This window comes from Streptomyces sp. LN549, from assembly GCF_043203805.1.
GTDB lineage: Bacteria > Actinomycetota > Actinomycetes > Streptomycetales > Streptomycetaceae > Streptomyces.
Window position 1 is genome coordinate 6,779,456 of record NZ_JAZHRI010000002.1, and the last position, 15,908, is coordinate 6,795,363.

The window sequence follows — 15,908 nt, forward strand, 5'->3', positions numbered from 1 at the left end:
AGCGGTCGGGACGCTCTTTTCCGCGAACTTTCGCGGCACGGGAACTTCGCCAGGTGTCGGTGCGCTTGCTTACAGTGGCAGGTCTCGCACCAAATCCAGTATCGCGATCGAAGGGACGTACATGCCCATGGGTCACACGGCCACAGCCCAGGCCGGCTCCGGCGGCTTGACAGCGACCGAGCACCGTCTGGCCAACGGCCTGCGCGTGGTGCTCTCCGAGGACCATCTGACCCCGGTCGCCGCGGTGTGCCTCTGGTACGACGTCGGTTCGCGCCACGAGGTCAAGGGACGCACCGGTCTGGCTCACCTCTTCGAGCACCTGATGTTCCAGGGCTCCGGCCAGGTCAAGGGGAACGGACACTTCGAGCTGGTACAGGGCGCCGGCGGCTCCCTCAACGGGACCACCAGCTTCGAGCGGACCAACTACTTCGAGACGATGCCGACGCACCAGCTGGAGCTGGCTCTGTGGCTCGAGGCCGACCGGATGGGCTCGCTGCTCGCCGCGCTCGACGAGGAGTCCATGGAGAACCAGCGCGACGTCGTCAAGAACGAGCGCCGCCAGCGCTACGACAACGTTCCGTACGGCACCGCGTTCGAGAAACTGACCGCGCTCGCCTACCCCGAGGGCCACCCGTACCACCACACCCCGATCGGTTCCATGGCCGACCTGGATGCCGCGACGCTGGAAGACGCGCAGACCTTCTTCCGTACGTACTACGCGCCGAACAACGCAGTGCTCTCCGTCGTCGGCGACATCGACCCCGAGCAGACGCTCGCCTGGATCGAGAAGTACTTCGGCACCATCCCCTCGCACGACGGCAAGCAGGCGCCGCGCGACGGCGCGCTTCCCGAGGTCATCGGCGGTCAGCTGCGCGAGGAGATCCGCGAGGAGGTCCCGGCGCGTGCGCTGATGGCCGCCTACCGGCTGCCGCACGACGGCACCCGCGAGTGCGACGCCGCGGACCTCGCTCTGACGGTGCTGGGCGGCGGCGAGTCGTCCCGGCTGCACAACCGCCTGGTCCGCCGCGACCGGACGGCCGTCGCGGCCGGATTCGGGCTGCTGCGGCTCGCGGGTGCGCCCTCGCTCGGCTGGCTGGACGTCAAGACGTCCGGTGGTGTCGAGGTGGCGCAGATCGAGACCGCGGTCGACGAGGAGCTGGCCCGGTTCGCCGAGGAAGGCCCCACGCCTGAGGAAATGGAGCGCGCTCAGGCCCAGTTGGAGCGCGAGTGGCTGGATCGTCTCGGTACGGTCGCGGGCCGTGCCGATGAACTGTGCCGGTTCGCCGTGCTGTTCGGTGACCCGCAGCTCGCCCTTACCGCCGTGCACCGGGTGCTCGATGTCACCGCGGAGGAGGTCAAGGCTGCCGCCAGGGCCCAGCTGCGGCCCGACAACAGGGCGGTGCTGGTCTACGAGCCGGTCGAGCCCGCCGAGGCCGCCGAAGAGGCAGATGCCGCCGACACCGACACCGACGCGCACGAAGGAGCGGACAAGTGACCGACGCTGCCGCGACTGGAGTTTCGATGGAGTACCACCCGCAGCCCGTCCCCGGCGTGGCCAGGCCCTGGGCCTTCCCCGCGCCCGAGCGCGGCTCCCTGCCCAACGGGCTCACCGTGCTGCGCTGCCACCGCCCCGGCCAGCAGGTCGTGGCAGTCGAGATCTTCCTCCACGCCCCGCTGGACGCCGAGCCCGAGGGCCTGGACGGGGTCGCCACGATCATGTCGCGCGCCCTGTCCGAGGGCACCGACAAGCACAGCGCCGAGGAGTTCGCCGCCGAGCTGGAACGGTGCGGCGCCACGCTGGACGCCCACGCCGATCACCCCGGTGTCCGGGTCTCCCTGGAGGTTCCGGCCTCCCGGCTGGCCAAGGCGCTCGGCCTGGTCTCCGAGGCGCTGCGGGCGCCGGCCTTCGCCGACAGCGAGATCGAGCGGCTGGTGGGCAACCGGCTGGACGAGATTCCGCACGAGCAGGCCAACCCGGCCCGGCGTGCCGCCAAGCAGCTCTCGAAGGAGCTCTTCCCGGCCACGGCCCGCATGTCGCGCCCCCGCCAGGGCACCGAGGAGACCGTGGCCCGGATCGACTCCGCGGCCGTGCGCGCCTTCTACGACGCCCATGTCCGCCCGTCGACCGCGACCGCCGTGGTCGTCGGCGACCTCACGGGCATCGACCTGGACGCCCTGCTCGCCGACACTGTCGGCGACTGGTCGGGCAACACCGCAGAGCCCCGCCCCGTCCCGCCGATCACCGCCGACGACGCGGGCCGTGTGGTGATCGTGGACCGCCCCGGCGCGGTGCAGACGCAGCTGCTGATCGGCCGCATCGGCGCCGACAGGCACGACAGCGTCTGGCCGGCGCAGGTGCTCGGCACGTACTGCCTGGGCGGCACTCTCACCTCCCGGCTCGACCGGGTGCTGCGCGAGGAGAAGGGCTACACCTACGGCGTGCGGGCCTTCGCCCAGGTGCTGCGCTCCTCGGCCCCGGACTCCGCCTCCGGGGCCACGGGTGCCGCGATGCTCGCCATCAGCGGTTCGGTGGACACGGAGTCCACCGGCCCGGCGCTGGACGACCTGTGGAAGGTCCTGCGGACCCTGGCGGCCGAAGGACTGACGGACGCCGAGCGCGAGACGGCCGTGCAGAACCTCGTGGGTGTCGCCCCGCTCAAGTTCGAGACGGCCGCCTCGGTCGCGGGCACGCTCGCCGACCAGGTCGAGCAGCATCTTCCGGACGACTACCAGGCGCACCTGTACGCACGCCTCGCGGAGACCGGCACGGTCGAGGCGACCGCGGCCGTGGTCAACGCCTTCCCGCAGGACCGGCTGGTCACGGTCCTGGTCGGTGACGCGGCGCAGATCGCCGACCCGGTCAGGGCGCTCGGCATCGGTGAGGTATCGGTCGTGGCCGGCTGAGCCGACCCGCTACTTCACTCGATATCGGGGCAAACGGAAGGTCCTGGCGGAGACGTCTCCGCCAGGACCTTCCGTTTTGTCCGCTTTATGGGGGAGGTTGCCTGTCTGCCCTGTGGGATGTGCTACAAAACGGCCTGTCCGTTTGGTGCAGGGAAGTGCCCCCGTTTAGCGTCGGCTCCGCTGTCCGTCACTCGTATGCCGCATCCGCGACGTACCGGGCAGTCATCGCCGAGTCCCCGTCAGGCGCGAGCCTGGGGAGCCGGGGACCCACGCAGTCCCTGGGGTGAATCGGACGCCCGCGCCTCGTGCGAGGCCGGGGGATCCGTAGGAGACCTTCCTGCTCCGAACCCGTCAGCTAACCCGGTAGGCGAGAAGGAAGGAAAGGACCAGCCACTTCATGGCGTTCACCCGTGCCACCGGGAAGCACCGTGCCCCGGGCCGTCTGACGCGCAGCGGCGCGAAGGCCGTCGGCATCGCGACTCTGGCCACCACCGGCGTCATCGGCGGACTGGCCTCCCCGGCCCTCGCCGCGGGCACCGAGACCCCCGCCGTCAGCGAGACCGGCCTCACCCAGGTCATCGCCATCGAGAACGTCCTCGCCGACCGGATCGGCGCACAGGCGGACGCGCAGCGGCACCAGGCCGACGTCGCGGAGCAGAAGGCCAAGGCCGAGGCGGCCAAGAAGAAGGCCGAGGCGAAGAAGAAGGCGGAGCTCAAGGCGAAGGCGAAGGCCAAGGCGGCCGCGAAGGCGAAGGCCGCCGCCCGCGCCGAGGAGGCCCGCGAGAGCGCCGCCCGCGCCGCCCGTTCCGCCGAGCGCACCCGGCTCGGCTCCTTCCAGCTCCCCGTCGCCGGTTCGTACGTGAGCACCGGCTACAAGTCCAGCGGCTCGCTCTGGTCCTCCGGCAGCCACTCCGGCATCGACTTCCACGCCGCGTCCGGCAGCTCCGTCGTCGCCGTCGGCGCCGGCACGGTCGTCGAGGCCGGCTGGGGCGGCGCGTACGGCAACAACATCGTGCTGCGGATGACGGACGGCACGTACACCCAGTACGGCCACCTCTCCTCGATCGGCGTGTCCGTCGGCCAGAGCGTCGGCGCCGGACAGCAGATCGGCCTCTCCGGCTCCACCGGGAACTCGACCGGCCCGCACCTCCACTTCGAGGCCCGGACCACACCCTCGTACGGCTCCGACGTGGACCCGGTCGCCTACCTGCGCGCCCACGGCGTCACCGTCTGACCAACCCCCAGACACCCGGCGAAGGCCCCGGCACCACGCCGGGGCCTTCGCCGTGCCGCCATGCGGCACCAAGTCCGCGCCGGGTCCGCACCGGTCGTTCCCGAACGGCCGGTGACCAAAAGATATTCATGAATTTCCACCCGCCGTCGGAAATGCGACCGCATTGCAATAGAGTCGCAGGACAGGCGTCGATCGGCCGTGTTTCGCGGGGATTAAGGCGGAGGTTCGGACATGCGCATTCCGGCGCATTCGGTATGCACGGCAATCCGTGAAGACATCGTCTCGGGTGTCTTCGAGCGCGGCAGCCGACTCACCGAGGAGGTGCTCGCGCGCCGTTACGGGGTCTCCCGCGTCCCGGTGCGGGAGGCGCTGCGCACCCTGGAGTCCGAGGGGTTCGTGGTCACTCGCAGGCACGCCGGAGCCTGCGTCGCCGAGCCCACCGAGCAGGAGGCCGCCGACCTCCTGGAGGTCCGGATGCTCCTGGAGCCGCTCGGTGCGGCCCGAGCCGCTCACCGCCGCACGGACGCGCACCTCAGAGTGCTGCGCGGCCTGGTCAGGCTCGGCCAGGAGCGTGCCCGCAGAGGGGAGGGCGACGATCTGCGCTCCCTGGGCGGCTGGTTCCACGAGACACTCGCGCAGGCCTCCGGCAGCCCCGGCCTGATCGCGATGCTCACCCAGCTCCGCCACAAGACCGCCTGGATGTACGTGGTCGAGCACCCGGCCCGTCCGTCCGATTCGTGGGCCGAGCACGGAGCGATCGTGGACGCCGTGGCGCGTGGTGACGCGGAGAGGGCGAGGTCCCTGGCCACCCAGCATGCCGAGCGGGCCACCGCCGCGTACCGGCTGCGCCGCCCCGGCCGGCCGGATGCCGCCGTGGCCCGCCCCGCCCGGGTGAGGACCTCGCAACATGCCGTAAACACACCGAGCGGCCGGCATTAACAATTGCGCCGTATACAAAGAATAGGCATTCCGCAGGGCTTTCTTTCTGCTGCCCGAAGCACCGTCGGCGCAGCCGATTTCCGGGCGCGTTCCTTTGTCGGGTGAGGGCCGTTCACGTTGTTGGGTGAAGGCCCTTCGCGCAAACGAAAGAGCCGCGGCTCCCGGTTTAGGGTGCAGCGGCTCTCTCGCAGGAATACCTGCTGTCGTGACCCGGCGGGATCAGACGGTCTCCGGAAGCTCGTCGAGCCCCTCGGCGACCAGCTTGGACAGACGGTCCAGGGCGGCTTCGGCGTTGTCGGCCTCGGACGCGAGGACGATCTCCTCGCCGCCCTGCGCGCCGAGCCCGAGCACGGCGAGCATGGAGGCCGCGTTCACCGGGTTGCCGTCGGCCTTGGCGATGGTCACGGGGATGCCGGAAGCCGTGGCGGCACGGACGAAGATGGAAGCGGGGCGGGCGTGCAGGCCCTCGGCCCAACCGACGTTGACGCGGCGCTCAGCCATGGTTCTGCCCTTCACGAATCAATGGTTGTCTAGACCAGTCTCTCATGCAGTGCGCGATGCTCCGGCCGACCCGCGCGGGCCGTTCCCGGCCCACGCCGACCGTCGCCCGGCCAACCCTCAGACTGCCCCGGCCCCGGCCCCCACGCGACCGCTGACGGAGCCGTAGGCTTTGCCCATGCAGCCCTCTCCGGAGCAGAGTCCGCATCACGCCTATCCCGATCACTGGGAGGCGGACGTGGTGCTCCGCGACGGCGGCACCGCACGCATCAGGCCCATCACCACGGACGATGCCGACCGCCTGGTCAGCTTCTACGAGCAGGTCTCCGACGAGTCGAAGTACTACCGCTTCTTCGCTCCCTACCCCCGGCTCTCCGCCAAGGACGTCCACCGCTTCACCCATCACGACTACGTCGACCGGGTGGGACTGGCCGTCACGGTGGGCGGCGAGTTCATCGCCACCGTTCGCTACGACCGGATCAACGAGCAGGGCAGGCCCGCCTCGGCCCCGGCCGACGAGGCCGAGGTCGCCTTCCTCGTCCAGGACGCGCATCAGGGCCGCGGAGTCGCCTCGGCCCTGCTCGAACACATCGCGGCCGTCGCCCGCGAACGCGGCATCCGCCGCTTCGCCGCCGAGGTGCTGCCCGCCAACAACAAAATGATCAAGGTGTTCCGGGATGCCGGGTACACCCAGCAGCGCAGCTTCGAGGACGGCTCCGTCCACCTCACCCTGGACCTGGAACCGACCGCCGAGTCGATGGCCGTCCAGCGCGCCCGGGAACACCGGGCGGAGGCCCGCTCCGTGCAGCGGCTGCTCGCCCCCGGCTCCGTCGCCGTCATCGGCGCGGGCCGCACCCCCGGCGGCGTGGGCCGTACGGTCCTGCGCAACCTTCTGGGCGCCGGCTTCACCGGCCGCACCTACGCCGTGAACAGCGCGTTCGCCGCCGACCAGACCACGATCGACGGCGTGCCCGCCCACCGCTCCCTCGGAGAGATCGGGGAACCGGTCGACCTCGCCGTCGTCGCCGTCCCCGCCGGCCGGGTGCCGGAGGCCGTCGCGGACTGCGGGGAACACGGCGTCCAGGGGCTCGTCGTCCTGTCCGCCGGATACGCGGAGTGGGGCGCCGAAGGCCGCGAACGCCAGCGCGAACTGGTGCGCCAGGCCCGCTCGTACGGCATGCGGATCATTGGCCCGAACGCCTTCGGCATCATCAACAACTCCGAGGCCGTCCGGCTCAACGCCTCCCTCGCACCCGAACGGCCCGCCTCCGGACGCATCGGCCTGTTCACCCAGTCCGGCGCGATCGGCATCGCCCTGCTCTCCGGGCTCTACCGGCGCGGTGCGGGGCTCTCCACCTTCATCTCGGCCGGCAACCGCGCCGACATCTCCGGCAACGACTTCCTCCAGTACTGGTACGAGGACCCGGACACCGACGTCGCCCTGCTGTACCTGGAGTCGCTCGGCAACCCCCGCAAGTTCACCCGCCTCGCCCGGCGGATCGCGGCCGTGAAGCCGGTGGTCGTGGTGAAGGGCGCCCGGCACAGCGGCTCCACCCCGCCCGGCCACGCGGTCCCCGTCAGCCGGATCCCTGACGCGACGGTCTCCGCGCTGATGCGCCAGGCCGGCGTGATCCGCGTCGACACGGTGACGGAGATGGTCGACGCGGGCCTGCTCCTGGCCGACCAGCCGCTCCCCGCCGGCGGACGGGTCGCGATCCTCGGCAACTCGGAGTCCCTCGGGCTCCTCACGTACGACGCCTGCCTGGCGGAGGGGCTGCGCCCGCGCCCGCCCATCGACCTCACCACGGCCGCCACCCCCCAGGACTTCAGGGACGCGCTGGCCGAGGCGCTGGCCGACGACGGCTGCGACGCGGTCGTCGTGACGGCGATCCCCTGGGTGGGGGAGAACGGCGAGGCGGAGTCGGGCGACGGAGAGGTCCTGGCCACCGCCCTGCACGCGGCAGCCGCCGCCGGCCCGGCCAAGCCGGTGACCGTGGTCCATGTGGAGATCGGCGGCCTGGCGGAGGCCCTGGCCGCCGCGACCAGCACGGTGGCGCAGCAGCGCCCGGCCCCGGCCTCGCCCGGCGTGGCGGCGGCGGGACGACCGGCAGGGGCTCCGTCCGGTCACCGGGCGGCCGGATCAGCTGCCGACCCGGCCCTCGCCCCCGGCACGGAAACCCCCGGCACGCGAACCCGCGGCACGGGAGCCCCCGGCACCGTAGTCACAGGAACCGTCGGCACAGCCGCCGGCGACCAGGCCCTCGCCCCCGAAGCCCCAGCCCCCCGTGCCGTCGGCCGGATCCCGGCCTACCCTGCTGCCGAACGCGCGGTCCGGGCGCTCGCCGAAGCCGTGCGCTACGCCCAGTGGCGACGCCAGGCCGCCGTACCCGGCAAGGTGCCCGAGTTCCTCGACGACACCATCGACGAGCCGGCCGCGGCCGCCCTCATCGACGCCCTGCTCGGCCCGGACCCCGATCCGCGCGGCAGGCCCCTGGAGCACGACGAGGCCCGCGAGCTCCTTGCCTGCTACGGCATCACCGTCCGGCCCACCCTCCCGGCTACCGGGCCGGACGAGGCCGTGGCCGCGGCGGCGCAGCTCGGCTACCCCGTGGCGCTGAAGACGACCGCGCCCCATCTGCGTCACCGGGCCGATCTCGGCGGAGTCCGCCTGGACCTCGCCGGCGAGAGCGCGCTGCGCCGGGCGTACGGCGAACTGACCGACCTGCTCGGCAAGCCCGCCGAGCTCCGGCCCGTCGTGCAGTCGATGGCCCCGCGCGGCGTCGACACCGTCGTGCGGGCCGCCATCGACCCGGCGGCCGGCGCCGTCCTCTCCTTCGGCCTGGCGGGCGCACCCTCCGAACTCCTCGGCGACACCGCGCACCGCCTGGTGCCCGCCACCGACCGCGACGCCGCCGAACTGATCCGGTCCATCCGGGCGGCCCCGGTCCTCTTCGGCTGGCGTGGTTCGGCGCCCGTGGACACCGCCGCGCTGGAGGAACTGCTGCTGCGGGTCTCGCGGCTGGTCGACGACCACCCCGAGGTGGTCTCCATCGCCCTGGAACCGGTCGTGGTCGCCACCCACGGGCTGACCGTCCTCGGAGCGAGCGTCCGGCTCTCGCCGCCCCCGGCCCGAACCGACCTCGGCCCCCGCCGCCTGTCCAACTACTGACCCCCGCCGCCTCCCGCCCCCGTCCGGTGGGGTGGCGGGACGTCCCCGGCAGTCATCAGCCCCCCGTAAGATGGTGCGTATGGCTAAGACCGGTACGACGACCCAGGGGCTGCGCGCGGCGATCGAGCGCAGCGGCTACTACCCGGCCCTCGTGGCCGAGGCGGTGGAGGCCGCCGTGGGCGGTGAGCCGGTCGCTTCGTACCTGGTGCACCAGGAGACGACCTTCGACTCCAACGAGGTGCGCAGGCACGTCACGGTACTGGTGCTCACGGACACCCGTTTCATCGTCAGCCACACCGACGAGCAGAACGCCGACACCAGTTCCCCGACGCCGTACGCCACCACCTCCACCGAGTCGGTCAAGCTCGACCGGATCTCCTCGGTCGTGGTCAGCAGGGTCGTGGCCAACCCGGAGAAGTACGTCCCGGGCACGCTGCCCCGCGAGGTCGTCCTGACCATCGGCTGGGGTGCGGTCTCCCGGATCGACCTGGAACCCGCCGCCTGCGGTGACACCAACTGCGAGGCCGACCACGGCTACACCGGCAGCTCGACCGCCGACGACCTGAGCCTGCGGGTCAGCGAGGCCGGCGACGGCCCCGACACCGTCCGCCAGACCCTCGCGTTCGCCCAGGCGCTCTCCGAGGCCACGGCCGCGACCGCGGCGGCCGGCCACTGATGGTCCAGCCTGCCTGGCAGGACCCGGTACTGCTCCCCGTCGACACGGCCCCCGTGCCGGAGTACGGCAGTGGCTCGCTCGCCGATCTGCTGCCGACGCTCGTCGCGGGACAGGACGTCCCCGGTTTCGCTGCGGCGATCCCCGAGCTCACCCCCGCCGACCGCAACTGCGTCTTCCTGATCGACGGTCTCGGCTGGGAGCAGATCAAGGCGCACCCGGACGAGGCACCGTTCCTGCACTCTCTCCTGCCCACGTCGCGCGGTGGCACGGGCCGCCCGATCACCGCGGGTTTCCCGGCCACCACCGCGACCTCGCTGGCCTCGGTCGGCACCGGGCTCCCGCCGGGCGAACACGGCCTGCCCGGGTACACGGCGCGCAATCCGGAGACCGGCGCGCTGATGAACCAGCTCCGCTGGAAGCCGTGGACAGCGCCGAAGGTCTGGCAGCCGTACCCCACCGTCTTCCAGCTGGCCGACGCGGCCGGAGTGCGTACCGCCCAGGTCTCCGCCCCCACCTTCGAGCAGACCCCGCTGACCAAGGTCGCGCTCAGCGGCGGCTCGTTCCTGGGCCGGCTCACCGGTGAGGAACGGATGGACGTCGCCGCCGAGCGGCTGGCAGCAGGTGACCGGTCCCTGGTCTACACGTACTACAGCGAGGTCGACGGCAAGGGCCACCGCTTCGGCGTCGATTCCGACGCCTGGCGTGGCCAGCTGATGTACGTCGACGGTCTGGCCCGGCGCCTCGCCGAGCAGCTTCCGCCGCGCTCGGCTCTGTACATCACCGCCGACCACGGAATGATCGACATCCCGTTCGACGAACAGTCCAGGATCGACTTCGACGAGGACTGGGAGCTGCGCGCCGGCGTCGCCCTGCTCGGCGGCGAGGGCCGTGCCCGTCATGTCTACGCCGTCCCGGGTGCCGAGGCCGATGTGCTGACCGTCTGGCGCGAGGTGCTCGGCGAACAGTTCTGGGTGGCGAGCCGTGACGAGGCCGTCGAGGCCGGCTGGTTCGGTCCGCGGATCGACGAGCGGGTGCGTGGCAGAATCGGCGACGTGGTCGCGGCGGCGCACGACGACGTGGTGATCACCGCCTCCGTCAACGAGCCGCACGAGTCCGCGATGGTCGGCATGCACGGCTCGATGACCCCCGTCGAGCAGCTCGTCCCGCTCCTCGAAGTACGTACCTAGACCTCACTGTCCCGCTCCGCCCTCCTCCCCGTCTGTCCCGAAAGGTGCTCAACCCCTCATGCCCGAGCTTGTGTTCTTCTCCGGAACGATGGACTGCGGAAAGAGCACGCTGGCCCTCCAGATCGGACACAACCGGTCGGCGCGAGGGCTCCAGGGCGTGATCTTCACCCGTGACGACCGGGCGGGGGAGGGGAAGCTGTCCTCCCGGCTGGGCCTGGTCACGGAGGCGGTCGAGGCCTCCGAGGGCATGGACCTGTACGCGCACCTCGTCGATCAGCTCTCCCAGGGCGGCAGGGTGGACTACGTGATCGTCGACGAGGCGCAGTTCCTCGCCCCGGAACAGATCGACCAGCTGGCCCGCGTCGTGGACGATCTGGGTCTGGACGTCTTCGCCTTCGGCATCACCACGGACTTCCGCACCAGGCTCTTCCCCGGCTCCCAGCGGCTGATCGAGCTCGCCGACCGCATAGAGGCCCTCCAGGTGGAGGCGCTGTGCTGGTGCGGCGCCCGCGCCACCCACAACGCCCGGACGGTGGGTGGCGAGATGGTGGTGGAGGGCGAGCAGGTCGTCGTCGGTGACGTGAGCAGTCCCGCTGCGGACGTCGGCTACGAGGTGTTGTGCCGGCGTCACCACTGTCGCCGTATGACGAGCGGTTCCGTCCGCGCCGGCGCGCTCTCGCCGGACGTCCTGCCGGTCGCCTCCAGCTGAGGGCGCCGGCCGAACAGGCCGTGGTTCACTGTGGCCGGCGGACGTCTCCGGGGGTCCTGAACGCCTTGACCGCGGCCGGCCGGAACGTGCACCACCAGTCTTCGGTACACCCCGGGGAGAGTTGGGCGACAGCCCGGCACGAGGAGTTCGAGGTCAAGGTCTATGAAGGCAACGGGCCCGGATTCTTGACGTTCACCGGCTGGACGCCGGTCATCCACACCGAACGGCGGTTGGGCCAGCCGCCCTTCACGCTCAGCAGGCCTGCGGCGTCCTGCGCGACGACTGTCACGGCTGGGGGGTGTGCCCGCTCTGCGAAGGCAGGGCCTACAGCGGCGGCAGCGGCGGCTACGGGCGTGCTGGTGTGTCGCGAACAACGCGGGGCCCGGCACGCGTGTGGAGTGTGCCGGGCGGGGTCCTCTCACCGCCGATGCGGTGTCGTGGAAGCGGAGGCTGTACGGAGTGCCTGATGCCGACAGCGGCAGCGTCCTCCCGCAGCCGCCGGCGGAGGACGGTCACGACTCCGACACCAGCGCATTCACCGATGCCGGCCAACGAGCCTGCGCATGCGGGGAGTTCCGCTGTCTCTGGCGCAACGTCCTCTCCGAAGTCGACGATCACCTCCTCTCCCGGTTCGCCGGCACCTGCCAGGGTTGCGCCGCGCCGCGCGCCTACGCGTTCACGCTCCCCTTGCCGTAAGACCTCACGCGCGCGGCCGAGCCGACCGCGACCGATGCGAATCCTGGAGTCGATCTGTGCGCACCGTACGGTTGTGCGAGGATCCGACCCATGCAGCCTCTGGCCCCCGATGAGCCGTCCCGCATCGGCTCCTATCGTCTGCTCGGCCGACTCGGTGCCGGCGGCATGGGACGGGTCTATCTGGCCCGTTCCCTGTCGGGTTCGCAGGAGCCGGTGGCTGTGAAGGTCGTGCGGGCCGATATCGCCGAACGCACCGAGTTCCGACGCCGGTTCGTACGCGAGGTCGCTGCCGCGCGCCGAGTGGGAGGGCCGTGCACGGCCGCGGTGCTGGACGCGGACACGGATGCGGCCATCCCGTGGGTGGCCACGGAGTATGTCGCGGGTCCCACCCTGCGGGCCGTCGTGCAGGGGGAGTTCGGCGCGCTGCCCTCGGCATCCACCCATGTCCTCGCCCACCGGCTCGCCTCGGCCCTTGCGGCCATCCACGCCGCGGGACTGGTCCACCGCGATCTGAAGCCGTCCAACATCCTGCTCACGGTCGACGGACCACGCGTGATCGACTTCGGCGTGGCGCACGTTCTCGACGTGCCCCTGGACTCCACCATCACCCCCGAGGGGATGCTCGTCGGGTCTCCCGAGTTCATGGCCCCTGAACAGATCCGCGGGCAGCGGGTCAGCCCGGCGAGCGATGTCTTCGCCCTGGGGTGCGTCCTCACGTACGCGGCGACCGCCCGCTCCCCGTTCGAGGCCGAGGAACGCGGACTGCACGCCCTGATGTTCCGCATCGCCTACGAGGAGCCGGACCTCACCGGCCTGCCGGAATCGGTCTCCGAGGTGGTGAGGGACTGCCTGGCGAAGGAGCCGGAGGACCGGCCGTCGGTCGCGGAGGTGCTCGACCGTACGCGGAACGCCCCGGCGGGGGCGTGGCTGCCGGGCACCCTGCTGGAGCGGCTGGACAGGGCCGCCGCGCAGCCGTTGCCGCACACTCCCCGGCGCGCGGAGCGGAACGCCCCCGAACCGGCCGGGATCCCGGACTTTCCCGAGCCTGTCGGACGCGACCTTCTGGACGTACCGGAGGCGGGCATCGCGCCGCCACGGGTGCTGCTGGCCGCGGTGGCACCGCCCCGGCGGAGGGCCGCGCGATGGACTGCGACCGCAGCCGTGGTCGTGGTGACGGGAAGCCTGTTGGCCCTGTTGTCACCCTGGCCCGACTTGTCGTCCGGTGGGAAGGACGACCTCGTGTCCGTCGCGGAACCGGAGCCTGAGCCCGCGATCCGGTTCACCGGAGCATGGCACTGGAGAGGGGCCGTGCGGCTGGAGTTCCATGGGGCTTCGCGGCCCGGAAGCAAGGGGGCCGACTTCGTCGTGGGGTCGCCCGGAGCCGTGTGCAGGGGCGAGGCGCGCACCGCCGAGTTGTCCCAGGGTGACCGCAGCCTGGTCCTCAGCGGTTACCGGTTGACCTCCACCGAGCCCAAGGGCAGCAACTGGAGGCAGTGCGGGCTGCCTTCCCGGATCACGCTGTGGCTCGATGACGAGTTCGTCCTCTGGCAGGCCCCGGACACCAGTGGTGAGGTGTTGGATCGCGCTGCACCATCCACCACATCGGTCGGGGAGTACCGGGGCACGTGGCGATCGGTGGACGGCCGCACCCTGGTCGTGCAGGGCAGGACCATCGGCAATGCTGTGATCCGGACGACCGGGACGGAATCGGGCCGGCTGTGCGACTACCGGGCCCTTGCCGTGGACGTGGCCGAGGAGCCCACGGTCCTGGGCCAGCTGGGTCTCCTCACCACGTATGCCGCACCCGTCCGTGCCAAGGGCTGCGGGCAGAACGCCGGACCGTACGCGTACAGCCTCATGGACGGTGACCCGGGCCGGCCCGCCACCCTCGTGCGCACCGGCCTCGACGACGAGACGGTCGTCGAGTTCCGCAAGGCGCACTGACGGCACCGCAGCTCGCCGGCCTCCTCAGCGCCCCGCCGACCGCACGATCGTGAACGCCGCGCCCTCCGGGTCCGCCACCGTGGCCACCCTGCCGCTGGATCCCTCCCTGGGGGGCTGCAGGATGTGTCCGCCGAGCTCCACCACGCGCTGCGCGGCCTCGTCCGTGTCGGTGACCTCGAAGTACGTCATCCAGTGCGGGCCCCGGTCGCGCGGCAGGGCGTGGCCGACGCCGTGCAGCGAGGCCACCGGGCGACCGTCGAGGTGGAGGGTCTGGTAGTCGAAGTCGGCCGAGACGACCGCCTCGGTCTCGTAGCCGAAGACCGCTTGGTAGAACTTGGCGACCGTCGATGTCTCCCGGGTCACCAGCTCGTTCCAGACCGGGGTGCCGGGCGCGCCGGCCAGCGTGGTGCCGACGTGCGCGGCCGCCTGCCAGATCCCGAATACGGCTCCCCCAGGATCCGAGGCGATGGCCATCCGGCCCGCCTCCCCGGCGTCGAGCGGTCCGACACCGACCGTGCCGCCGCAGGCGCGGATCGTCTCAGCCGTGAGGTCGGCGTCGTCGGTGGCCAGATAGGTCGTCCAGGCGATCGGGAGGTGCCGGTCGGGCGGCAGCTGTCCGATGCCCGCGACCTCCTTCCCGTCGATCAGCGCCCGGACGTACGGGCCGAGCTGCTCGGGGCCGGGGCCGAACTCCCAGCCGAACAGTTCGGCGTAGAAGTTCTGGGTCGTGTGCAGGCCGTGCACGATCAGGCTCACCCAGCAAGGTGTTCCGGGTGTACGCCGAGCGGCAGCCTCGGTCATCGTCACACTCTCCTCGGACCATCGTGGTGGCCGTACGGGGGAAGGGGGCCGGCGCGCCGTTGTGCGGTACGGGATGTGTACGCCCCGTGCAGATGCTTGCACCACCCGGCGCGTGATGCGCCCCGGCCGCGCCGCTTTTTCCGTGATCTCAACAGAGAAGGTCCGGTTTGTGGCGATATATCCTTCTCGGCGCTGTTACGGGTGAGGCGGCCGCTGCGCGAAGATGGCACGCATGAAGCCCATCATCTCCGCATCCGAATGTGCGAGCGAGTCGGCGGGGCCACGTCCGCCGGTGCTCCTGGACGTACGTTGGCAGCTGGGCGGCCCCCATGGCCGGCCCGACTACGAGGCCGGGCACATCCCCGGCGCGGTCTTCGTCGATCTGGACGCCGAGCTCGCCGGTCCGGCCGGTGACGGCGGCCGCCACCCCCTGCCCGACCCGGTGGAGTTCGGTGCGGTGATGCGCCGCGCGGGGGTCGGCCGGGACAGTTCGGTGGTCGTGTACGACGGCGGCCAGGGCTGGGCGGCGGCCCGTGCCTGGTGGCTGCTGCGCTGGACGGGGCACCGGGACGTCCGGGTGCTGGACGGCGGTCTCGCCGCCTGGACCGGTGAGCTGTCGAAGGAGATCCCGGCCCCCGCGGAGGGAGACTTCGTCCCCGCGCCCGGCGCGCTGCCCCTGGTGGACGCGGACGGCGCGGCCGCCCTGGCCCGCTCGGGTCTGCTGCTCGACGCGCGGGCCGCCGAGCGCTACCGGGGCGACGTGGAGCCGATCGACCGGGTGGGCGGGCACATCCCGGGCGCGGTCTCGGCGCCGACCGTGGAGAACGTCGCCAAGGACGGGCGCTTCCTCCCCGCCGAGCTGCTGGCCTCCCGGTTCTCCGGGCTGGGCGCCTCCGGGGACACCGTGGAGGTCGGCGTCTACTGCGGCTCGGGAGTCTCCGGCGCCCATCAGGTGCTGGCGCTGGAGATCGCCGGATTCGCGGACGCCGCCCTCTATGCGGGCTCCTGGTCGCACTGGACGCGCGACGAGTCCCGCCCGGTCGCCACGGGCCCCGACCCGCAGTAGGGGAGCCGGGCGGGGCCGCGGGTCCCGCCCGGACAGCGCACGAGGGCCCGTACGCGGCTGCGTACGGGCCCTCGTCATGCTGCGG

General features: G+C 71.9%; 14 protein-coding genes and 1 riboswitch. Of the genes, 11 read left to right on the forward strand and 3 right to left on the reverse strand.

Features of this window, described 5'->3' with window-relative positions; genetic code table 11:
- Nucleotides 1-121: 121 nt before the first annotated feature.
- The 4 genes from SH922_RS30425 (at nucleotide 122) to SH922_RS30440 (ending at nucleotide 5,077) form a co-directional block, all read left to right on the forward strand.
- Nucleotides 122-1,495 carry a M16 family metallopeptidase gene (locus tag SH922_RS30425; RefSeq protein ID WP_393061440.1) on the forward strand — a complete coding sequence of 458 codons (1,374 nt, stop codon included), beginning with the start codon at nucleotides 122-124 and terminating at the stop codon, nucleotides 1,493-1,495.
- 26 nt (nucleotides 1,496-1,521) lie between these two features.
- A complete protein-coding gene (locus SH922_RS30430; RefSeq protein ID WP_393063736.1) occupies nucleotides 1,522-2,904 on the forward strand; it encodes a M16 family metallopeptidase in 1,383 nt (460 codons plus the stop codon).
- Nucleotides 2,905-3,120: 216 nt separating this feature from the next.
- A riboswitch (cyclic di-AMP (ydaO/yuaA leader) is annotated at nucleotides 3,121-3,288 on the forward strand.
- Nucleotides 3,289-3,301: 13 nt separating this feature from the next.
- Entirely contained in the window at nucleotides 3,302-4,138 is an 837-nt protein-coding gene (locus tag SH922_RS30435) for a M23 family metallopeptidase (protein WP_393061442.1), read from the forward strand.
- Between the two features lie 231 nt (nucleotides 4,139-4,369).
- Entirely contained in the window at nucleotides 4,370-5,077 is a 708-nt protein-coding gene (locus SH922_RS30440; protein WP_393061444.1) for a GntR family transcriptional regulator, read from the forward strand.
- Nucleotides 5,078-5,296: 219 nt separating this feature from the next.
- On the opposite strand, the gene SH922_RS30445 is transcribed toward SH922_RS30440, so the two are convergent.
- The gene (locus SH922_RS30445; RefSeq protein WP_123462851.1) at nucleotides 5,297-5,578 is read right to left on the reverse strand and encodes an HPr family phosphocarrier protein; all 282 of its coding nucleotides are present in this window, start codon (nucleotides 5,576-5,578) and stop codon (nucleotides 5,297-5,299) included.
- Nucleotides 5,579-5,753: 175 nt separating this feature from the next.
- On the opposite strand from SH922_RS30445, the gene SH922_RS30450 reads away from it, so the two are divergent.
- The 4 genes from SH922_RS30450 (at nucleotide 5,754) to SH922_RS30465 (ending at nucleotide 11,316) form a co-directional block, all read left to right on the forward strand.
- Entirely contained in the window at nucleotides 5,754-8,744 is a 2,991-nt protein-coding gene (locus SH922_RS30450) for a GNAT family N-acetyltransferase (protein WP_393061446.1), read from the forward strand.
- A gap of 79 nt (nucleotides 8,745-8,823) precedes the next feature.
- Complete coding sequence (locus tag SH922_RS30455; protein ID WP_393061448.1) at nucleotides 8,824-9,420, forward strand: DUF5998 family protein; 597 nt, start codon at nucleotides 8,824-8,826, stop codon at nucleotides 9,418-9,420.
- Entirely contained in the window at nucleotides 9,420-10,607 is a 1,188-nt protein-coding gene (locus SH922_RS30460; protein WP_393061450.1) for an alkaline phosphatase family protein, read from the forward strand. The genes SH922_RS30455 and SH922_RS30460 overlap by 1 nt, the downstream gene beginning before the upstream one ends.
- A 58-nt stretch (nucleotides 10,608-10,665) precedes the next feature.
- The gene (locus SH922_RS30465) at nucleotides 10,666-11,316 is read left to right on the forward strand and encodes a thymidine kinase (protein ID WP_393061452.1); all 651 of its coding nucleotides are present in this window, start codon (nucleotides 10,666-10,668) and stop codon (nucleotides 11,314-11,316) included.
- Between the two features lie 160 nt (nucleotides 11,317-11,476).
- Here SH922_RS30465 and SH922_RS30470 read toward each other — a convergent pair whose 3' ends face one another.
- Nucleotides 11,477-11,605, reverse strand: coding sequence for a hypothetical protein (locus tag SH922_RS30470; RefSeq protein ID WP_393061456.1), 129 nt, complete (start codon nucleotides 11,603-11,605; stop codon nucleotides 11,477-11,479).
- Between the two features lie 170 nt (nucleotides 11,606-11,775).
- Here SH922_RS30470 and SH922_RS30475 point away from each other — a divergent pair, with 170 nt between their 5' ends.
- The gene (locus SH922_RS30475) at nucleotides 11,776-12,012 is read left to right on the forward strand and encodes a hypothetical protein (RefSeq protein ID WP_393061458.1); all 237 of its coding nucleotides are present in this window, start codon (nucleotides 11,776-11,778) and stop codon (nucleotides 12,010-12,012) included.
- 90 nt (nucleotides 12,013-12,102) lie between these two features.
- Complete coding sequence (locus SH922_RS30480; RefSeq protein ID WP_393061460.1) at nucleotides 12,103-13,956, forward strand: serine/threonine-protein kinase; 1,854 nt, start codon at nucleotides 12,103-12,105, stop codon at nucleotides 13,954-13,956.
- A 24-nt stretch (nucleotides 13,957-13,980) separates the two neighbouring features.
- Here the strand turns inward: SH922_RS30480 and SH922_RS30485 are convergent, their stop codons facing one another.
- Nucleotides 13,981-14,757, reverse strand: a complete 777-nt coding sequence (locus SH922_RS30485; RefSeq protein ID WP_393061462.1) for a VOC family protein — start codon at nucleotides 14,755-14,757, stop codon at nucleotides 13,981-13,983.
- A gap of 232 nt (nucleotides 14,758-14,989) precedes the next feature.
- Between SH922_RS30485 and SH922_RS30490 the strand changes: the two genes are divergently transcribed.
- Nucleotides 14,990-15,823 carry a sulfurtransferase gene (locus SH922_RS30490; RefSeq protein WP_393061464.1) on the forward strand — a complete coding sequence of 278 codons (834 nt, stop codon included), beginning with the start codon at nucleotides 14,990-14,992 and terminating at the stop codon, nucleotides 15,821-15,823.
- Nucleotides 15,824-15,908: the final 85 nt, after the last annotated feature.

Coding starts and splice junctions, on each gene's coding strand:
- SH922_RS30460 (WP_393061450.1), top strand. CDS start 9,420: ATGGTCCAGCCTGCCTGGCAGGACCCGGTACTGCTCCCCGTCGACACG.
- SH922_RS30465 (WP_393061452.1), top strand. CDS start 10,666: ATGCCCGAGCTTGTGTTCTTCTCCGGAACGATGGACTGCGGAAAGAGC.
- SH922_RS30440 (WP_393061444.1), top strand. CDS start 4,370: ATGCGCATTCCGGCGCATTCGGTATGCACGGCAATCCGTGAAGACATC.
- SH922_RS30485 (WP_393061462.1), bottom strand. CDS start 14,757: ATGACCGAGGCTGCCGCTCGGCGTACACCCGGAACACCTTGCTGGGTG.
- SH922_RS30455 (WP_393061448.1), top strand. CDS start 8,824: ATGGCTAAGACCGGTACGACGACCCAGGGGCTGCGCGCGGCGATCGAG.
- SH922_RS30430 (WP_393063736.1), top strand. CDS start 1,522: ATGGAGTACCACCCGCAGCCCGTCCCCGGCGTGGCCAGGCCCTGGGCC.
- SH922_RS30425 (WP_393061440.1), top strand. CDS start 122: ATGCCCATGGGTCACACGGCCACAGCCCAGGCCGGCTCCGGCGGCTTG.
- SH922_RS30490 (WP_393061464.1), top strand. CDS start 14,990: ATGAAGCCCATCATCTCCGCATCCGAATGTGCGAGCGAGTCGGCGGGG.
- SH922_RS30450 (WP_393061446.1), top strand. CDS start 5,754: ATGCAGCCCTCTCCGGAGCAGAGTCCGCATCACGCCTATCCCGATCAC.
- SH922_RS30435 (WP_393061442.1), top strand. CDS start 3,302: ATGGCGTTCACCCGTGCCACCGGGAAGCACCGTGCCCCGGGCCGTCTG.
- SH922_RS30445 (WP_123462851.1), bottom strand. CDS start 5,578: ATGGCTGAGCGCCGCGTCAACGTCGGTTGGGCCGAGGGCCTGCACGCC.
- SH922_RS30480 (WP_393061460.1), top strand. CDS start 12,103: ATGCAGCCTCTGGCCCCCGATGAGCCGTCCCGCATCGGCTCCTATCGT.